This window comes from Streptomyces sp. NPDC059454 (assembly GCF_042749965.1).
Classification (GTDB): Bacteria; Actinomycetota; Actinomycetes; order Streptomycetales; family Streptomycetaceae; genus Streptomyces.
In genome coordinates this window covers 88,157-106,443 of record NZ_JBHYVC010000011.1, presented here as the reverse complement: position 1 = coordinate 106,443, position 18,287 = coordinate 88,157, and the positions used below count along the sequence as shown (strand labels likewise).

Genomic DNA, 18,287 nt, shown 5'->3' with positions numbered 1-18,287 from the left:
TGCGTCAACCGGACGCGGTCACGGATCGCCCGACCGGGCTACTCCTGCTTCTTCCGCCGCGTCCCGAACACGATCTCGTCCCAGCTCGGCACCGCCGCGCGGCGGCCCGGACGGACGCCGTCCGCCTCGGCCTGACGGTCGGTCGAGCCGATGAGCCGGTCCCGGTGGCTGGTGACGGAACGCGGCATGAGGACATCCGCGTACGCGGACCCGGCCGAGGCCGCGGGGGCCGGCGGCTCCTCCGCCTCGGGCTCGGCGTCCGGCTCCTCGGGAGCGGTCTCGGGCGTGCGCTCCGGCACCACCAGGTCGCCCCGGAAGCTCGGCACCGCCTCCAGCAGGCTGGTCAGCGAGTCCCGTTCACCCGACGCCGTGGCCGTCAGGGACTCCTCGTCGGGCTCGGACGCCTGCGCGGGCAGGCTCGGCCGCTCGCGGTCGACGGGACGGTCGAGCGGGCGGTCCCGCGGCAGCCGGGCGATGCGCGGCACGAACGGGAAGCTGGGCTCGGGCGCGGCGAGGTCGTCGGACTCGCCGATCAGCGAGCGCGCCTCGTCGTCGACGGCCTGGACGAGCCGCCGGGGCGGGTCGTACGTCCAGCTCGCCGAGTGCGGCTCGCCCGCGACCCGGTAGACCAGCAGCACTTCCCAGGTGCCGTCGTCACGGCGCCAGGAGTCCCACTGGACGGTGTCCTTGTCGGCGCCGCGCAGCAGCAGTCGCTCCTGTACCGCCTCGCCGAGCGGAGGGCCGGAGTTCTCGCCGGGGCGGCGGACCGGGGTCTTGCGGGCCCGCTCGGCCATGAACGCGCGCTCGGCGAGGACCGGGCCCTCGAAGCGGCGTACGCGGTCCACGGGGATGCCGGCCATCTGCGCGACCTCTTCCGCGGTCGCGCCGGCCCTTATACGCGCCTGGATGTCGCGGGGGCGGAGATGGCTCTCCACCTCGATCTCGATCTGGCCGAGGCGGGGACGGTCGCCCCGCACGGCGGCGCGGAGCCGTTCGTCGATCGGAAGCGTGTACTCCGTGCTGTCCGCAGCCTTCAACACCAGCCGTGTGCCGTCATTCGAGACGGCCACGACACGCAGTTCCGGCATGGGGACCTCCCGGGTGGTGCCTGCCGACGTCACGTGCGTCGCTGCTTCCGCTAGTCGAGTGTGGCCTGCCCGGGTGCAGCCTGCCACAACCTTGCCGAGTTGCCCGGCGTGTCGGGCGCGGGCCCTGGAACGCCGTTATGGCACGGTTACTTATTCGCAACGCTAAGTGACCAACTGCCTCACCCTGTGCAACTAGTCCCCTCCCGGCGGTCCTCAAGGTCCCGAGCACCCTGCCGGGACAGCGGACCCAGGGCTCGCAACAGTACTCCATTTGGGCCACCTGCGTGGATTGGCACGCCGCGCAACGAATCCTCTACGACCCCAGGACCCTCCGCAAGTAGTCGTTCCGGAAGCGGCGTTCCGGGTCGAGCCGGTCCCGGAGCGCCGTGAACTCCTCGAAGCGCGGATACACCCGGGAGAGGTACTCCGCGTCCCGCGTGTGGATCTTCCCCCAGTGGGGCCGCCCCTCGTGCGCGGTGAAGATGCGCTCGGCCGCGGTGAAATACCTCTGGTGGGGAGTGCCCCTGAACATGTGGACGGCGATGTAGGCGCTGTCCCGGCCGGACGCGGTGGACAGCGTGATGTCGTCGGCCGGCGCGGTGCGCACCTCCACGGGGAAGCTGACCCGCAGCGGCGAGCGGTCGACCATCGCCTTCAGCTCCCGCAGCGTCTCCACCAGGGCCGTGCGCGGAACGGCGTACTCCATCTCCACGAAGCGCACCCGGCGCGGCGAGGTGAACACCTTGTACGGGATGTCGGTGTACGTCCGCGCGGACAGTGCCTTGCTGGAGATCCGCGCGAGGGCCGGAACGCTCGCGGGGACCGCGCGGCCGACCCAGTTGGCCGCCTGGAACACCCCGTTGGAGAGGAACTCGTCCTCGAACCAGCCCTTGAGCCGCGGTACCGGCCGCTCCGGGCCCGCGCTGCGGTTGTTGCGCTTGGTGTTGGTGCTGCCGGTGTGCGGGAACCAGTAGAACTCGAAGTGCTCGTTCTCGGCGTGAAGTTGGTCGAACTCGGCGCAGACCCGGTCGAAGGGCATCGGTTCCTCGCGGGCCGTGAGCAGGAAGACCGGCTCCACGGCGAAGGTGATCGCGGTGACGACGCCGAGGGCGCCGAGCCCGATCCGGGCGGCGGCGAAGACGTCGGGGTTCTCCCGCTCGGAGCAGGTGAGCACCGAACCGTCGGCGGTGACCAGCTCCAGGCCCCGGATCTGGGCGGCCACGGAGGCCGAGTCGCGGCCCGTGCCGTGGGTGCCCGTACTGGTGGCCCCGGCGACCGTCTGCTCCATGATGTCGCCCATGTTGGCCAGCGACAGACCCTCCCGCGCGAGGGCCACGTTCAGTCTCCTGAGCGGGGTGCCGGCCTCCACCGTGACCGTGCCGGCCGCGCGGTCGACGTGCCGTATGCCCGTCAGCAGCCCGGGGCGGATCAGCAGGCCGTCGGTGGAGGCTATGGAGGTGAAGGAGTGCCCGGTGCCGACCGCCTTCACCGGCATGCCGTCCTCGGCGGCCCGCCGCACGGCGGCGGCCAGCTCGTCGACGGAGGCGGGCGTGGTCTCCCGCGCGGGGCGGACGGAGACATTGCCGCCCCAGTTACGCCACGTGCCGTTCCTCGCGCTCGCTGTGCTGCCCAACGGAGCCTCCCCGACCCGGAGCCGGCCGCTTGAGCCGACGGTACCCGAGGAAACCGACCGCGACCGCGACGGCGCCGGCCACCGCCGGAACCCCGTACCCGGCACGCGCCCCGGCCGTGTCGATCACCCAGCCGGCCGCGGAGGAGCCGAGTGCGACCCCGACCGCGAGCCCGGTGCTCACCCAGGTCATGCCCTCGGTGAGCTGCGCGCGTGGTACGTGCTCTTCGATGAGGGACATCGTCGTGATCATCGTCGGAGCGATGGACAGACCCGCAACGAACAGCGCCACGGCCAGAAACGGCAGGTTCCCGACCAGTAGGAGTGGGATCATACTCACGGCCATGGCGCACACACCCAGGAGCCAGCGCCGTTCCGGCGCCCCCGCGAAGTGCAGCAGCCCGAACACGACGCCCGCGACGCAGGAGCCCAGCGCGTACACGGCGAGCACCACACTCGCGGTGGCCTTGTGCCCCTCCTCCTCGGCGAACGCCACGGTGACCACGTCCACGGCACCGAAGATCGCCCCCGTCGCCACGAACGTCGCGGCCAGGACCTGAAGGCCCGGGGCGCGCAGCGCCGTGCCGCCGCGCCGGTGCTCGCGCGGGTGCGGCTCGGGCTCGGTGGCGCGCTGCGCGGTGAGCCAGAAGACGCCGGCCGCCAGGAAGCAGGCCGCGAGCAGCGGGCCGGCCTCCGGGAACCAGGCCGTGGACAGCCCGATGGAGATGATCGGCCCGAAGATGAAGCACATCTCGTCCACCACGGACTCGAACGAGTACGCGGTGTGCAGCTTCGGGGTGCCCCGGTACAGGGCGGCCCAGCGGGCCCGGATCATCGAGCCGACGCTCGGCACGCAGCCGATGCCGACACACGCGACGAACAGCACCCATTCCGGCCACTCGTAGTGCGCGGCGAACAGCAGCACCGCCGCCGCGGTGAGCGAGACCAGCGTCGCGGGGCGCAGCACCCGCCGCTGCCCGTACCGGTCCACCAGACGCGAGACCTGCGGGCCCGCCACGGCGGCGGCCAGCGCGATGGTCGCCGACAGCGCGCCGGCCAGCCCGTACCTCCCGGTGAGCTGGGAAATCATCGTCACCACGCCGATGCCCATCATGGACAGCGGCATCCGGCCGAGGAATCCCGCGGCGGAGAAGGCCCTGCTGCCGGGTGCGGCGAACAGGGCACGGTACGGGCTGGGCACGGGTTCTCCGAACATCTCAGTAAGGTGCGACCGCAACCGATACAGCTTACGGGTCAGGTCACCCCGACGCACCCGGAAATCCCGCGTCGTAGCCGGTGGAACCCCCCGCCCCGTCCCGGCTGTCAGCGTCGGGTGGCAGGATCGAGACATGCCAGACGTGCTCGATGCCAGCCCTTACGACGCCCTGCTCCTGCTCTCTTTCGGTGGTCCCGAAGGCCCGGACGACGTGGTCCCGTTCCTGGAGAACGTGACGCGCGGGCGCGGCATCCCCAAGGAACGCCTGAAGGAAGTCGGGCAGCACTACTTCCTCTTCGGCGGGGTCAGCCCCATCAACGACCAGAACCGCGCCCTGCTCGACGCGCTGCGGGGGGACTTCGCCGAGCACGGCCTGGACCTGCCGGTCCACTGGGGCAACCGCAACTGGGCGCCCTACCTCACCGACACCCTGCGCGAGATGGTCCAGGGCGGCCGCCGCCGCATCCTCGTCCTGGCCACCAGCGCCTACGCCTCCTACTCGGGCTGCCGCCAGTACCGCGAGAACCTCGCCGACGCCCTCGCGACCCTGGAGCAGGAGGGGCTGGAGCCGCCGAGGATCGACAAGCTGCGGCACTACTTCAACCACCCCGGCTTCGTCGAGCCCATGATCGACGGGGTCGTGCGGTCGCTCGACGACCTCCCCGAGGACGTCCGGGACGGCGCGCACATCGCCTTCTGCACCCACTCGATCCCCACCTCCGCCGCCGACACCTCCGGCCCGGCCGAGGAGCACGGCGACGGCGGCGCGTACGTCCGGCAGCACCTGGACGTGGCCCGGCTGATCGCCGACGCCGTCCGCGAGCGCACCGGCGTCGACCACCCCTGGCAGCTCGTCTACCAGTCCCGTTCCGGCGCCCCGCACATCCCCTGGCTGGAGCCCGACATCTGCGACCACCTCGAGGAGCGGCACGCGGCCGGGGTCCCGGCCGTGGTCATGGCCCCCATCGGCTTCGTCTCCGACCACATGGAGGTCATCTACGACCTCGACACCGAGGCCACGGCCAAGGCGGCGGAGCTGGGCCTTCCGGTACGCCGTTCGGCGACCGTCGGCGCCGACCCGCGGTTCGCCGCCGCGATCCGTGAGCTGATCGTGGAACGCGCCGCCGCCGAACGCGGGCAGGACGTCGCGCCGTGCGCCCTGGGCGCGCTCGGCGCGAGCCACGACCTCTGCCCGGTGGGCTGCTGCCCGGCCCGCGCCCCGCGCCCCGCCGCCGCGGGCGCCGACAGTCCCTACGCATGAGGAGCGCCGTGACCGACCCCCTGCACACGGAACTGCTGGAGCTCGCCCGGGAGGCGGCCCGCCGCGCGGGTGAGCTGCTGCGCGACGGGCGCCCGGCCGACCTCGCGGTCGCCGCGACCAAGTCCAGCCCGATCGACGTCGTCACCGAGATGGACATCGCGGCCGAGAAGCTGATCACCACGCTGATCGCCGAGCGCCGCCCGGAGGACGGCTTCCTCGGCGAGGAGGGCGCCTCCACCGAGGGCAGCAGCGGCATCCGCTGGGTGATCGACCCGCTCGACGGCACGGTCAACTATCTGTACGGCCTGCCCACCTGGGCCGTCTCCATCGCCGCCGAGCAGGACGGCGAGACCGTGGCCGGGGCGGTCACGGCCCCCATGCGGGGCGAGGCGTACCACGCGGTACGCGGCGGCGGCGCCTGGGCCACCGGTGCCTGGACGGGCGAGCGGCGGCTGACCTGCCGTCCCTCGCCGCCCCTGGACCAGGCCCTGGTGTCGACCGGTTTCAACTACGTCGCCGAGGTCCGCACCCACCAGGCCGACGTGGCACAGCGGCTGATCCCCCTGCTGCGGGACATCCGGCGCGGCGGCTCGGCCGCGATCGACCTGTGCGACCTCGCCGCGGGGCGCCTCGACGGCTACTACGAGCGCGGGCTGCACCCCTGGGACATGGCAGCCGGTGACCTGATCGCCCGCGAGGCGGGCGCCCTGACCGGCGGCCGCCCCGGGGACCGTCCGTCCTGGGACCTCACGGTCGCCGCGACCCCGGGCGTCTTCGAGCCGCTCCAGCGGCTGCTGGAGGACCACGGCGCCTGGCACGACTGAGGCACACGGACACGAACGGGCCCCGGCGCTGGATTCGCCGGGGCCCGTTCTGCGCGAGCCGGTCAGACGCTGTACGCGCCGACCTCCACGCCGTGCTCGGCGGCGAGGCGGCGCAGGTCGTCGAGTTCGCCCTGTTCCACGTCGACGAGGAAGTCGTCGCCGTCGTCACGGGCCCGCGACAGATCGGACTCGGTCGCCTTTATGCGCTGCAGAAGTCCTGCGGTGAATGCGTCCATGCTGCGCCCCCTCGTCCTGGGTCGGTGGGTCGGTGGCACGGGGGTGTGCCGTTCGGAAGGGATGATCACGTCCGAGGCGGATGCCCAGCGCCGCTCGGCCGGGCGGCGACGGTGCCGGACATCCACGCCCGCTCTGCGGAAGCGGACTGATACGTACCGCATGGTGGTGCGGTACGTGCAGAGCGTGATCGCGGGATGTAAAACCCGTCCTCCCCAAGCTCTCTTCCGGGGAAACCTAACCGCGCGAGAAATTCTCGTATTCCCACCCCGTTCGCCCGGATGTTCCCCGGTCCCGCGCCTGCCCGCCACCGCCCCCTCACTCCGCCTTACAGCCGACTTACGGCCGAAAAGGGCAGGATGGAGGTCAACACACCCACCCGTACCCCTGCCCGAGTGCGCCCTCAAGGCGCTGTCCGACCAAGGGCGGGACATGAGGAAGGACAAGCGACGTGCGCGTACTCGTCGTCGAGGACGAGCAGCTGCTCGCCGATGCGGTGGCCACCGGACTGCGCCGGGAGGCCATGGCCGTCGACGTCGTGTACGACGGTGCGGCCGCCCTGGAGCGCATCGGCGTCAACGACTACGACGTGGTCGTCCTCGACCGCGACCTCCCGCTCGTGCACGGCGACGACGTCTGCCGCAGGATCGTCGAGCTCGGCATGCCCACGCGCGTGCTGATGCTCACGGCGTCCGGCGACGTCAGCGACCGTGTCGAGGGCCTGGAGATCGGCGCCGACGACTATCTGCCCAAGCCCTTCGCGTTCAGCGAGCTCATCGCGCGCGTGCGCGCCCTCGGGCGGCGTACGAGCGTGCCGCTGCCGCCCGTCCTGGAGCGTGCCGGGATCAAGCTCGACCCCAACCGCCGCGAGGTCTTCCGCGACGGCAAGGAGGTGCAGCTCGCGCCGAAGGAGTTCGCCGTCCTGGAGGTGCTCATGCGCAGCGAGGGCGCGGTCGTCTCCGCGGAGCAGCTGCTGGAGAAGGCCTGGGACGAGAACACGGACCCGTTCACCAACGTGGTGCGGGTGACCGTGATGACCCTGCGCCGCAAGCTGGGGGAGCCGCCGGTCATCGTGACCGTGCCCGGCTCCGGATACCGGATCTGATGACTGATGGCCGCCACACCCGCGCCCCCCACGGCGCCCCCCAAACCCACCTGGGACCCCCGCTCGGCCACCCCGCTGCCGTGGCTGCGTCCCACCATCCGCATACGGCTCACGCTGCTGTACGGCGGCATGTTCCTGATCGCAGGCATCCTGCTGCTGTCGATCATCTACCTGCTCGCCGCCCAGGCCCTGCGCACCGGCAGCCAGCCCTTGTTCAAGATCGTCGACTTCAACGGCCTGAAGGTCTCCAGCAACGACTGTCCGGGCATCGCCAACGGCAACCTGGAGCTGTCCGAGTTCAACGCCCGGATCAGTGAGTGCATCGACCACCAGCGCCAGGTCGCCCTGGACAACCTGCTCAGCCGCTCCCTGCTGGCCCTGCTGGGCCTCGCCGTCATCGCCTTCGCCTTCGGCTACGCCATGGCCGGCCGGGTCCTGTCGCCGCTGGGCCGGATCACCCGCACCGCCCGCGCGGTGGCCGGCTCGGACCTGTCCCGCCGGATCGAGCTGGACGGCCCGGACGACGAGCTGAAGGAGCTGGCCGACACCTTCGACGACATGCTGGAGCGGCTCCAGCGGGCGTTCACCGCCCAGCAGCGCTTCGTGGGCAACGCCTCGCACGAGCTGCGCACCCCGCTGGCGATCAACCGCACCCTGCTGGAGGTGCACCTCTCCGATCCCCATGCTCCGGTGGAGCTCCAGCAGCTGGGCAGGACGCTGCTGTCCACCAACGAGCGCAGCGAACAGCTCGTGGAGGGCCTGCTGCTGCTCGCCCGCAGCGACAACCAGATCGTCGAGCGCAAACCCGTGGACCTCGCCGAGGTCGCCACCCAGGCCATCGACCAGGTGCACGGCGAGGCGGAGGCCAAGGGCGTGGAGATCCGCGGCACGCGCCGGCCCGCGGTCGTCCAGGGCAACGGTGTGCTGCTGGAGCGGATCGCGCTGAACCTGCTGCAGAACGCCGTGCGGTACAACGTGTCCGGGGAGGGCTGGGTCGAGGTCGCCACCGACGTGGAGCACGGACAGGCGGTCCTGGTGGTGTCGAACACGGGCCCGGTGGTACCCGCGTACGAGATCGACAATCTCTTCGAGCCGTTCCGGCGGCTGCGTACCGAGCGCACGGGCAGCGACAAGGGCGTCGGACTCGGTCTGTCCATCGTGCGATCGGTCGCCCGGGCGCACGGCGGACACATTTACGCACAACCGCGCGAGGGGGGCGGGCTCGTGATGCGTGTCACCCTGCCGATCTGAGATGATGCCGCCGACACGACGAGGTGTTCGCTTTGAGCGGAATTTTCGGGGCACCTCTCCGGTGATTCCATGTGTGATCGATCACAAGAGCGATTCCCCGGCTGCCCACTCTCCGTGATCATGTATCCCCTCAAAAGTCGGGAAAATCCCGGTTTTCGAGGGGCTTGATCACGGGAAGTACACGGTGAGGCGCCTTTGAAGTGCGACATTCGGACCGTGTACGGTCCCCATCGCCATCCAAGCCGATCACTCATGAGGAGTCCGGTTGGGTGTCGATTGAGTAACAGACCTTGATGTGAGGCAAAATCTCCGCCTCAGGTCGGGCACAAGTCCGGCCTCTCACGCGTTACGTGCGCTGGAGACACCGCATACACCCAGAGGGGGAGAGCGACCAATGGCAACCGACTACGACACTCCACGCAAGACCGACGACGACGTCGACTCGGACAGTCTCGAAGAGCTGAAGGCCCGGCGGAACGACAAGTCGGCCTCGGCCGTGGACGTCGACGAGTTCGAGGCCGCCGAGGGCCTGGAACTGCCCGGAGCGGACCTCTCGAACGAGGAGCTGGCCGTCCGGGTCCTGCCCAAGCAGCAGGACGAGTTCACCTGCATGAGCTGCTTCCTGGTCCATCACCGCAGCCAGCTGGCCCGCGAGAAGAACGGCCAGCCGATCTGCCGCGACTGCGACTGAGGCGGGGTCGGCCGTGACTGGCTCGACCCCTCCGCGGAAGCGCCGCTTCTTCAAGAGGGGAGCGGACCCGGGGCCCCAGGGGGGCCCGCAGCACGACACGCGTGACCAAGAGCGGGGCTCAACCGGTACCGGGGCGGCCTCGCTCGAAGCGGCAGTCGGTCGGGGTGACCTCCCGGCATCCCTGGAGGTCACCGCGCCGGCGGCGCACCGGCGGGCCGCCGTGATCCGTGAGAAGGCCAGGGAAGGCGCCCGCAAGGGCGGTGCCCGCGCCCGTGCGGGACTGGCGCATCTCGCGGACCGGATCATCGAGATCGCCCCGCGGGTGCCCGTACGCGACCTCGGGACGCTGCGCCGGCAGTTCCCCGGCCTCGGCCCCGAGGAGCTCGCGGACAGACTCGTGGCGGGCGCCGCGAAGGCCACGGCGACGGTCGGGGCCGGGGTCGGCGCGGCGGCCATGATGCCCGTACCGCCCGCGATGCCGGCGGAGCTGGCCGCCGAGATCACCGGCGTCGCCGCGATCGAACTGAAGCTGATCGCCGAACTCCACGAGGTCTACGGCGTACGGCCGGCCGGCACCCTCGGCCGGCGCAGCACCGTGTATCTCAACTCCTGGTCGGAGGAGCGCGGGGTCGAGGCCACCAAACCCTCGACCGTGAGCGCGGCGCTGAACAGCCGCATGAAGCGCGAACTGCGCCAGCGGATCATGAAGCGCACGGTCCGCAACCTGCCGAACCTGATGCCGTTCCTGGTGGGAGCCGCCGTGGGCGCCGCCATGAACCGCAGGGACACCAGAAAGCTCGCCGCACGCATCCGGGACGACCTGCGCAGAATCCAGGTGCCCTGGGACGCGCTGCCGGCCCTCCCCGCCCTGGAGCGCCCCGACGACGCCCTCCCCGAGGACGCCCTCAAGGAGCTCGGCGGCCACCCGGGGAAGGGTGACGGGCACCAGGCCCCGTGAGTCCTCCGGGTGGCGTCCCGCCCGCGTGTTCCCCGTACCGCCGCTACGCGGCGTCCGCCGCGTCCTTCGCCGCCCGCAGCGCCCGCGCCAGCCGCTGAGGCTCGCGTGTCGACAGGAAGACGTAGGGGGTCGGGTCCTCGGGGTCGGTGACGTCCACGCGCAGCGCGCCCGGAATGTACGCCCGCAACAGCATGAAGCAGCGCGGGTCGGCCTTGTGGGTGCGCCAGGCCCGGGCCTCGTCGGCGTCCAGGATCTCCGCCTCGCCCAGCGCCGACACCGGGATCTTCGCCTCGCCCGCGATCAGATGGCCGCCCACGACCCGGATGCGCACCGAGCCGTACGAACTGGCCACCACGGCCGCCGCGGCGGTGCCGCCGGCCAGGCCGCCGAGCATCGGCAGCGTGCCGAACGGCAGCAGGATCAGCGCCAGGGAGACCCCCGCCAGGAAGGAGAGCAGCCACCAGGAGCGGGGGGCGGTGAGGCGTTCTTCGTACGGGGAGGCCGAGAGCTGCATGAATCCAAGCTTGGCACGGTGTCGGGCCCGGACTCACGCGCGGGTAAGGTCTGCGGCTGTGAGTGGTACTTCCGCAGCTCTTCAGCCCCCGGCCGACGCCGTGACCCCCGTGCGCCACCCGGACGCCCCCGCACCCGGCGAGCTCCTGGGCGCGCACTACGGCCGGTGTTTCGGCTGTGGCGGCGAACAGCCCCACGGGCTGCACCTCGAGGCCCGCGCCGGCGAAGGCGTGTCGATCACCGCCGAGTTCACCGTGCAGCCCGCCCACCAGGGCGCCCCGGGACTCGCGCACGGCGGGGTGCTCGCCACCGCCCTGGACGAGACGCTCGGCTCGCTCAACTGGCTGCTGCGCACCATCGCGGTGACCGGCAGGCTGGAGACCGACTTCGTCCGGCCCGTGCCGGTCGGCACCGTGCTGCACCTTCGGGCCGAGGTGACGGCGGTGGCCGGGCGGAAGATCTACTGCACCGCCACCGGACACATCGGCGGCCCCGACGGGCCGGTCGCGGTCCGCGCCGACGCCCTGTTCATCGAGGTCAAGGTCGACCACTTCGTCGACCACGGCCGCCAGGAGGAGATCCGGGCCGCCATGGAGGACCCCGACCAGGTCCGCCGCGCCCGTGCCTTCGAGGTGAACCCGTGAGCGGGCCCCGATCCGGCGCACTCGAGGTGCTGATCAGGCGCGTCGACCCCGACGTGCCGCTTCCGGCGTACGAGCACCCGGGGGACGCGGGGGCCGATCTGCGGACCACCGAGGCCCGCGAACTGGCTCCCGGAGAGCGGGCCGTGCTGCCCACGGGGGTGTCTGTGGCGCTGCCCGACGGGTACGCGGCCTTCGTGCACCCGCGATCCGGTCTTGCCGCCCGCTGCGGCGTCGCCCTGGTGAATGCCCCGGGGACGGTTGATGCCGGGTACCGTGGGGAGATCAAGGTGATCGTGGTGAATCTCGACCCGCGCGAGACCGTGCGGTTCGAGCGCTTCGACCGGATTGCCCAACTGGTCGTCCAGCAGGTCGAGAGGGTCCGCTTCGTACCGGTGGCGGAGCTTCCCGGCTCGGCGCGGGCCGAGGGGGGCTTCGGGTCCACCGGCGGGCACGCCTCGGTGGAGGGCGAGAACGGCACAAGCGGTCAGGCCGCCGTCGGCGGCACAGCGGGTGGGAATCGATACGCTTCGGTCGTATCCGACCGGGAAGGACAGTGACGTGTTCGGACGTCGCAAGAAGAAGGATGCCGCCGACGGTGCGGCCGGCGAGGCCGAGCAGGTCGTCGACGGTGTCGACGCGGAGGCGGGCGAGGAGGCCGAGCGGCTGAGGCTCGAGCCGGCGCCGCGGCCCGACGGACCCTGGGACAGCACCGAGGTCAGTGAGCCCGGCGAGGGCCGGGTCGATCTGGGCGGCCTGTTCGTGCCCGGTGTCGACGGCATGGAGCTGCGGGTGGAGGTCGCGGGCGACGCGATCGTCGCGGCCACCGTCGTGCTGCGGGACAGCGCCATCCAGCTGCAGGGCTTCGCCGCGCCCAAGCGGGAGGGCATCTGGGGCGAGGTGCGCGAGGAGATCGCGGCCGGCATCACCCAGCAGGGCGGCATCATCGACGAGGTGGAGGGCCCGCTGGGCTGGGAGCTGCGGGCCCAGGTGCCGGTGCAGCTGCCGGACGGCACCGGCGGCTTCCAGGTCGTGCGGTTCGTCGGTGTGGACGGCCCCCGCTGGTTCCTGCGCGGGGTGATCTCGGGCCAGGGCGCGGTGCAGCCGCAGGCCGCCGGACTCCTCGAGCAGATCTTCCGGGACACGGTCGTGGTGCGCGGTGAGGGCCCGATGGCCCCGCGCGACCCGATCGTCCTGAAGCTGCCGAACGACGCGCAGATGGTCCCCGAGAACGTGCAGCAGGAGGAGGGCTCCCGCTTCGCCGGCGGCATGGGCCAGCTCCAGCGCGGACCGGAGATCACCGAGGTGCGCTAGTCGGCGGCCTCCGGCCATGGTCCGTGCGAGGGGCAGCGTCCCGTTTCGGCGGGACGCGGCCCCTCGCCGTGCGTGGAGCGGCTTCTCCGGTGTGCGGCCCCGTCGGCCGGACGCACCCGCCCGTCCGTCGACACCCTCTTCGCCGCCCGGGGCCCCTTCACCCACGGGGGACGATCCGGCCCGACCGTTGATCGACCGGGCGTCGGGCGGGGATACCGGCGCCCGGTCCACGGGGGAGGGCGGTCGGATGGGTCAGGTGGTCACCGGAACCATGGTGCGCGTCGAGGACGTGCACAAGTCCTACGGCACCGGAGCCGCCGCCGTCCACGCGCTGCGCGGTGTCTCCTTCGACGTCCCGCGCGGCGAACCGGTCGCCCTTAAGGGCCGCTCCGGATCCGGCAGGACCACGCTCCTGAACATCGTCGGCGGCCTCGACGCCCCCGACCGGGGGCGGGGCGCCGTCGACGGACGCGACCTCGCCGGCCTCGACGAGAACGGGCTGCTCGCCCTGCGCCGGGACCACGTCGGCTTCGTCTTCCAGTCCTTCGGCCTCATCCCTGTCCTCACCGCCGCCGAGAACGTCGGCGTCCCGCTGCGGCTGCGCCGCGCCGACCCGCGCGAGCGCGAGGAGCGTGTCGACCTGCTGCTGTCCCTCGCCGACCACGCCGCCCAGCGGCCCGGCGAACTCTCCGGCGGCCGGCAGCTGGGGGTGCCCCCAGGCCCGTTCAGGCACTGGGGGAGGGTCGCCGTCGCCCGCGCCCTCGCCAACAGCCCCTCCCTCCTCATCGCCGACGAACCGACCGGCCGGCTGGACGCGGAGACCGGGCACGCCGTGACGGAGCCGCTGCGCGCGGTCGTCCGCAGCGAGCACGTCACCGCGCTCGTCGCCACCCACGACACCACTCTCCTCGATCTCGCCGACCGCGTCCTGGAGCTGAGCGACGGCGGGATCGTCGAGCACCGACCCCCGCCGGGCCCCGCGTCCGGCCGGGCGGCACGGCGGAAGACAATGAGGCCATGGGACGCGGCAACCTTCGGATCCATCTCGGTGCGGCACCGGGCGTCGGCAAGACGTACGCGATGCTCTCCGAGGCCCACCGCCGTGCCGAACGCGGCACCGACTGCGTGGTGGCCCACGCCGAACCGCACGGCAGGCCCCGTACCGAGGCGCTGCTGCACGGACTGGAGCAGATCCCGCACCGGGACATCGAACACCGCGGGGCAGTCCTGACGGAGATGGACCTCGACGCCGTCCTCGCCCGCCGCCCCAAGGTGGCCCTCGTCGACGAACTCGCCCACACCAACGTCCCCGGCTCGCGCAACGCCAAGCGCTGGCAGGACGTGGAGGAACTGCTCGCCGCCGGGATCGACGTGCTCTCCACGGTCAACATCCAGCACCTGGAGTCGCTGGGCGACGTCGTGGAGTCGATCACCGGCGTACGGGAGCGGGAGACCGTACCCGACGAGGTGGTGCGGCGGGCGGACCAGATCGAGCTGGTCGACATGACGCCCGAGGCACTGCGCCGCCGCATGGCGCACGGGAACATCCACCAGCCGGACGAGGTCGACGCCGCCCTGTCCAACTACTTCCGCCCCGGCAACCTCACCGCGCTCAGGGAGCTTGCGCTGCTGTGGGTGGCCGACCGGGTCGACGCCCACCTCCAGCGCTACCGCAGCGAGCACGAGGTCTCGGCGATATGGGGCTCCCGCGAGCGGATCGTCGTCGGCCTGACCGGCGGCCCCGAGGGCCGCACCCTCCTCCGGCGGGCCGCGCGGCTGGCGGAGAAGGGCGCCGGCGGCGAGCTGCTCGCCGTCTACATCTCCCGCAGCGACGGGCTCACCGCGGCCTCACCCGGGGAACTGGTCGAGCAGCGCACCCTGGTGGAGGACCTCGGCGGCACCTTCCACCACGTCGTCGGCGACGACATACCCGCCGACCTGCTGGCCTTCGCGCGCGGGGCCAACGCCACCCAGATCGTGCTCGGCTCCTCGCGCCGCCCGGCCTGGCAGTACGTCTTCGGGCCCGGCGTCGGAGCGACCGTCGCCCGGGACTCGGGACCCGACCTGGACGTGCACATCGTCACCCACGAGGAGGTCGCCAAGGGCCGCGGGCTGCCCGGAGCCCGGGGCGCACGGCTCGGGCGCTCCCGGCTGGCCTGGGGCTGGGCGGTCGGCGTGGCAGGACCGGTGGCGGTGGCGGCGCTGCTCAGCGCCGTGGACCTGGGACTCGCCAACGACATGCTGCTGTTCCTGGCCCTGACGGTGGCGGCGGCCCTGCTCGGCGGGCTCTGGCCGGCGCTGGCCTCCGCGGCGGTCGGCTCGCTGCTGCTGAACTACTTCTACACCCCGCCCCTGCACCGTTGGACCGTCTCCGACCCGAAGAACATCACCGCCATCGTGATCTTCGTCGCGGTGGGCGCGGCGGTGGCGTCCGTGGTCGACCTCGCGGCCCGGCGCACCCACCAGGCGGCCCGGCTGCGCGCCGAGTCGGAGATCCTGTCCTTCCTGGCCGGCAACGTACTGCGCGGGGAGACCGGCCTTGAGGACCTGCTGGAGCGGGTCCGCGAGACCTTCGGCATGGAGTCCGCCGCCCTCCTCGAACGCGCGGGCGACGTCGAGCCGTGGACCTGCGCCGGCCGGGCAGGGCGCGGACGCCCGGTCGAACGGCCCGAGGACGCGGACGTGGAGGTGCCGGTCGGCGACCACATGGCGCTGGCGCTGACCGGCCGGGTGCCGCCCGCCGAGGACCGCAGGGTCCTGGCCGCCTTCGCCGCGCAGGCCGCCGTCGTCCTGGACCGCCGCCGGCTGCGCGAGCAGGCCGGCCGGGCCCTCGCCCTCGCCGAGGGCAACCGCATCCGCACCGCCCTGCTGGCCGCCGTCAGCCACGACCTGCGCACCCCGCTGGCCGGGATCAAGGCCGCCGTCTCCTCGCTGCGCTCCGAGGACGTCGAGTGGTCCCCCGAGGACCGGGCCGAGCTGCTGGAGGGGATCGAGGACGGCGCCGACCGCCTGGACCACCTGGTGGGCAACCTGCTCGACATGTCCCGGCTGCACACCGGCACGGTCACCCCCCTGATCCGGGGGATCGACCTGGACGAGGTGGTGCCGATGGCGCTCGGCGGGGTGCCCGAGGGCAGCGTCGCCCTGGACATTCCCGAAGCCCTGCCCATGGTCGCCGTGGACCCGGGGCTGCTGGAGCGGGCGATGGCCAACGTGATCGAGAACGCCGTCAAGTACAGTCCACCCGGCCTGCCCGTCCTGGTCGCCGCCAGCGCCCACGCCGACCGGGTCGAGGTGCGGGTGGTGGACCGCGGCCCCGGCGTCCCCGACGAGGCCAAGGACCACATCTTCGAACCCTTCCAGCGGCACGGTGACGCCCCGCGCGGGGCCGGTGTCGGTCTCGGACTGGCGGTCGCCCGGGGCTTCGCCGAGGCCATGGGCGGCACCCTGAACGCCGAGGACACCCCCGGCGGCGGCCTCACCATGACGCTCACCCTGTGCGCCGTCGCGGCGCACCCGGAGAACCCGCGGGCCGCGACGGCCGCAGAACCCGAAAGGCAGCCCTCATGACCCGTGTACTGGTGGTCGACGACGACCCGGCCATCGTGCGCGCCCTTGTGATCAACCTCAAGGCACGCTCGTACGAGGTCGACTCCGCCCACGACGGCGCCGGCGCCCTCCGTACGGCCGCCGCCCGCCATCCCGACGTGGTCGTCCTCGACCTCGGCCTGCCCGACATGGACGGCGTCGAGGTGCTCAGGGGGCTGCGCGGCTGGACCCGGGTGCCCGTCCTGGTGCTGTCCGCCCGGCACGCCTCCGACGAGAAGGTCCAGGCGCTGGACGCGGGGGCCGACGACTACGTCACCAAGCCCTTCGGCATGGACGAACTGCTGGCCCGGCTGCGGGCCGCCGTACGCCGCGCGGAGCCCGCGGGGGACGGCGGCGACGTGGTGGTGGAGACCGCCGCCTTCACCGTCGACCTGGCCGCGAAGAAGGTCAACCGCGGCGGCAAGGACGTACGGCTGACCCCCACCGAATGGCATCTGCTGGAGGTGCTGGTGCGGGCCGGCGGCCGGCTGGTGGCGCAGAAGCAGCTGCTGCGGGAGGTGTGGGGGCCGTCGTACGGCACGGAGACGAACTACCTGCGCGTGTACATGGCGCAGCTGCGGCGGAAGCTGGAGGCGGATCCGTCACATCCGAGGCACCTCATCACCGAGCCGGGCATGGGCTACCGCTTCGAGAAGTGAAGGTCGGGAGCATCCCCGCGCGCAGTGCCCCGGAGAGGCCCGTTCGGACCGGGGCGGCAGGGGGTACGTAACCGTCAGTGCACCCCGGTACGCTTCAGATATGAGTGCTGTTCCTCGATCCGAGAAGCCGGCAGGCCGGTTCCGGCGCATGCTCGACCGGCTCTCCTCGTCTCAGGAGGACCTGGAGTCCGAGGAGCTGCGTGAGGACGCCGAGACGGCCGGCTGTACGCGGATAGGCGACTGCCGCGACCGGCAGATCGTCACGGTTACTGGTACCTTGCGCACGGTCACGCTGCGGCCGCGCGCGGGGGTTCCGGCCCTGGAGGCCGAGCTGTTCGACGGCTCCGCCGCACTCGACGTGGTGTGGCTCGGCAGACGCTCCATCGTGGGGATAGAGCCGGGGCGCAAGCTGATCGCATCGGGCCGGATCTCGATGAGCCGGGGCCGCCGGGTGCTGTTCAATCCGAAATACGAACTGAGACCCCTCGGACGGGAGTAGCCGGTGACGTCACTCGACAAGCCGACGACCGAAGACACATCCGCGGACGACGCCCGGGCGGTGACCGAAGCCGCCCTCTTCGAAGCGTTCGGCGGGGTGCGGGGCATGGTCGAGACGGTGCTCCCCGGGCTGCTCTTCGTCAGCATCTACACGGTCAACAAGGACCTGCACATGTCGGCGATCGCGGCGCTCGCCGTGTCGCTGGTGATGGTCGTGGTCCGGCTGGCGATGAAGGACACCGTCAAGCACGCCTTCAGCGGCGTCTTCGGCGTCGCCTTCGGTGTGGTCTTCGCGATGATGACCGGGAACGCCAAGGACTTCTACCTGCCGGGCATGCTGTACACCCTGGGCCTGGCCCTGGCGTACATCGTCACGGCGATGGCGGGCGTCCCGCTGATCGGTCTGATGCTGGGCCCCGTCTTCAAGGAGAACCTCTCCTGGCGCACCCGCAACCCCGGCCGGAAGAAGGCGTACACCAAGGCCAGTTGGGCCTGGGGGCTGATCCTGCTCGGCAAGAGCGCGATCCTGTTCCCGCTGTACTGGTGGGCGGACACCACCCAGCTGGGCTGGGTGCTGATCGCGCTGAAGATCCCGCCGTTCCTGCTCGCCGTGTATCTGACCTGGGTGTTCCTGGCGAAGGCGCCGCCGCCGATCGACGTGTTCGCCGAGATGGAGGCGGAGGAGCGCGCGGAGGAGGAGCGCAAGGCCGCCGCCGCGCGGGAGAACGGCGAGACCACGACGGCCGGCCGTCACCGCCGCGAGTCCTAGTCCGTACGAAAGCGGGGGCGCCCGGAGTTCTCCGGACGCCCCCTTCT

18 protein-coding genes and 1 pseudogene are annotated in these 18,287 nt (G+C 72.1%); 14 read left to right on the top strand and 5 right to left on the bottom strand.

The window, feature by feature from the left end; translation table 11 throughout:
• Nucleotides 1–38: 38 nt before the first annotated feature.
• From sepH to ACFXAE_RS10985, 3 genes are all read right to left on the bottom strand, one after another.
• Nucleotides 39–1,088 carry a septation protein SepH gene (sepH, locus tag ACFXAE_RS10995; protein WP_384711316.1) on the bottom strand — a complete coding sequence of 350 codons (1,050 nt, stop codon included), beginning with the start codon at nt 1,086–1,088 and terminating at the stop codon, nt 39–41.
• A 313-nt stretch (nt 1,089–1,401) separates the two neighbouring features.
• Nucleotides 1,402–2,721, bottom strand: a complete 1,320-nt coding sequence (locus tag ACFXAE_RS10990; RefSeq protein WP_384711313.1) for a D-arabinono-1,4-lactone oxidase — start codon at nt 2,719–2,721, stop codon at nt 1,402–1,404.
• Nucleotides 2,681–3,919, bottom strand: a complete 1,239-nt coding sequence (locus ACFXAE_RS10985; RefSeq protein WP_384711459.1) for an MFS transporter — start codon at nt 3,917–3,919, stop codon at nt 2,681–2,683. The genes ACFXAE_RS10990 and ACFXAE_RS10985 overlap by 41 nt, the downstream gene beginning before the upstream one ends.
• A gap of 148 nt (nt 3,920–4,067) precedes the next feature.
• On the opposite strand from ACFXAE_RS10985, the gene ACFXAE_RS10980 reads away from it, so the two are divergent.
• Nucleotides 4,068–5,195: a ferrochelatase gene (locus tag ACFXAE_RS10980; RefSeq protein WP_384711310.1), complete on the top strand. Its 1,128-nt coding sequence runs from the start codon at nt 4,068–4,070 to the stop codon at nt 5,193–5,195.
• A gap of 8 nt (nt 5,196–5,203) precedes the next feature.
• A complete protein-coding gene (locus ACFXAE_RS10975) occupies nt 5,204–6,019 on the top strand; it encodes an inositol monophosphatase family protein (protein WP_384711307.1) in 816 nt (271 codons plus the stop codon).
• Between the two features lie 62 nt (nt 6,020–6,081).
• On the opposite strand, the gene ACFXAE_RS10970 is transcribed toward ACFXAE_RS10975, so the two are convergent.
• Entirely contained in the window at nt 6,082–6,255 is a 174-nt protein-coding gene (locus ACFXAE_RS10970; RefSeq protein ID WP_167748545.1) for a hypothetical protein, read from the bottom strand.
• A gap of 449 nt (nt 6,256–6,704) precedes the next feature.
• Here ACFXAE_RS10970 and ACFXAE_RS10965 point away from each other — a divergent pair, with 449 nt between their 5' ends.
• The 4 genes from ACFXAE_RS10965 (at nt 6,705) to ACFXAE_RS10950 (ending at nt 10,258) form a co-directional block, all read left to right on the top strand.
• On the top strand, nt 6,705–7,358 hold the full coding sequence (locus ACFXAE_RS10965; RefSeq protein WP_007387794.1) for a response regulator transcription factor: 654 nt from the start codon (nt 6,705–6,707) through the stop codon (nt 7,356–7,358).
• Between the two features lie 6 nt (nt 7,359–7,364).
• Nucleotides 7,365–8,609 (top strand): sensor histidine kinase, encoded by a 1,245-nt coding sequence (locus ACFXAE_RS10960; protein ID WP_384711303.1) that lies wholly within the window; start codon nt 7,365–7,367, stop codon nt 8,607–8,609.
• 394 nt (nt 8,610–9,003) lie between these two features.
• Complete coding sequence (locus ACFXAE_RS10955) at nt 9,004–9,300, top strand: DUF4193 domain-containing protein (RefSeq protein WP_003993510.1); 297 nt, start codon at nt 9,004–9,006, stop codon at nt 9,298–9,300.
• A gap of 13 nt (nt 9,301–9,313) precedes the next feature.
• Nucleotides 9,314–10,258, top strand: a complete 945-nt coding sequence (locus ACFXAE_RS10950) for a hypothetical protein (protein WP_384711300.1) — start codon at nt 9,314–9,316, stop codon at nt 10,256–10,258.
• Nucleotides 10,259–10,301: 43 nt separating this feature from the next.
• Here ACFXAE_RS10950 and ACFXAE_RS10945 read toward each other — a convergent pair whose 3' ends face one another.
• Nucleotides 10,302–10,772, bottom strand: a complete 471-nt coding sequence (locus tag ACFXAE_RS10945) for a DUF3093 domain-containing protein (RefSeq protein ID WP_384711298.1) — start codon at nt 10,770–10,772, stop codon at nt 10,302–10,304.
• Nucleotides 10,773–10,830: 58 nt separating this feature from the next.
• On the opposite strand from ACFXAE_RS10945, the gene ACFXAE_RS10940 reads away from it, so the two are divergent.
• The 8 genes and pseudogenes from ACFXAE_RS10940 to ACFXAE_RS10905 all read left to right on the top strand — a co-directional run bounded on the left by ACFXAE_RS10940 (nt 10,831) and on the right by ACFXAE_RS10905 (nt 18,240).
• A complete protein-coding gene (locus tag ACFXAE_RS10940) occupies nt 10,831–11,415 on the top strand; it encodes a PaaI family thioesterase (protein WP_384711295.1) in 585 nt (194 codons plus the stop codon).
• On the top strand, nt 11,412–11,972 hold the full coding sequence (gene dut, locus ACFXAE_RS10935) for a dUTP diphosphatase (protein ID WP_384711292.1): 561 nt from the start codon (nt 11,412–11,414) through the stop codon (nt 11,970–11,972). Before ACFXAE_RS10940 ends, dut begins: the two co-directional genes overlap by 4 nt.
• Before the next feature lies 1 nt (nt 11,973).
• Nucleotides 11,974–12,726, top strand: a complete 753-nt coding sequence (locus ACFXAE_RS10930; protein ID WP_384711289.1) for a DUF3710 domain-containing protein — start codon at nt 11,974–11,976, stop codon at nt 12,724–12,726.
• 247 nt (nt 12,727–12,973) lie between these two features.
• Nucleotides 12,974–13,687, top strand: a pseudogene (locus tag ACFXAE_RS10925) (ABC transporter ATP-binding protein); the annotation flags it as partial.
• Between the two features lie 56 nt (nt 13,688–13,743).
• Nucleotides 13,744–16,296 carry an ATP-binding protein gene (locus ACFXAE_RS10920; protein ID WP_384711285.1) on the top strand — a complete coding sequence of 851 codons (2,553 nt, stop codon included), beginning with the start codon at nt 13,744–13,746 and terminating at the stop codon, nt 16,294–16,296.
• Nucleotides 16,293–16,973 carry a response regulator gene (locus ACFXAE_RS10915; protein WP_384711282.1) on the top strand — a complete coding sequence of 227 codons (681 nt, stop codon included), beginning with the start codon at nt 16,293–16,295 and terminating at the stop codon, nt 16,971–16,973. The genes ACFXAE_RS10920 and ACFXAE_RS10915 overlap by 4 nt, the downstream gene beginning before the upstream one ends.
• A gap of 100 nt (nt 16,974–17,073) precedes the next feature.
• Nucleotides 17,074–17,472: an OB-fold nucleic acid binding domain-containing protein gene (locus ACFXAE_RS10910; RefSeq protein WP_073930701.1), complete on the top strand. Its 399-nt coding sequence runs from the start codon at nt 17,074–17,076 to the stop codon at nt 17,470–17,472.
• A 3-nt stretch (nt 17,473–17,475) separates the two neighbouring features.
• Nucleotides 17,476–18,240, top strand: a complete 765-nt coding sequence (locus tag ACFXAE_RS10905) for a DUF3159 domain-containing protein (RefSeq protein ID WP_384711279.1) — start codon at nt 17,476–17,478, stop codon at nt 18,238–18,240.
• Nucleotides 18,241–18,287: the final 47 nt, after the last annotated feature.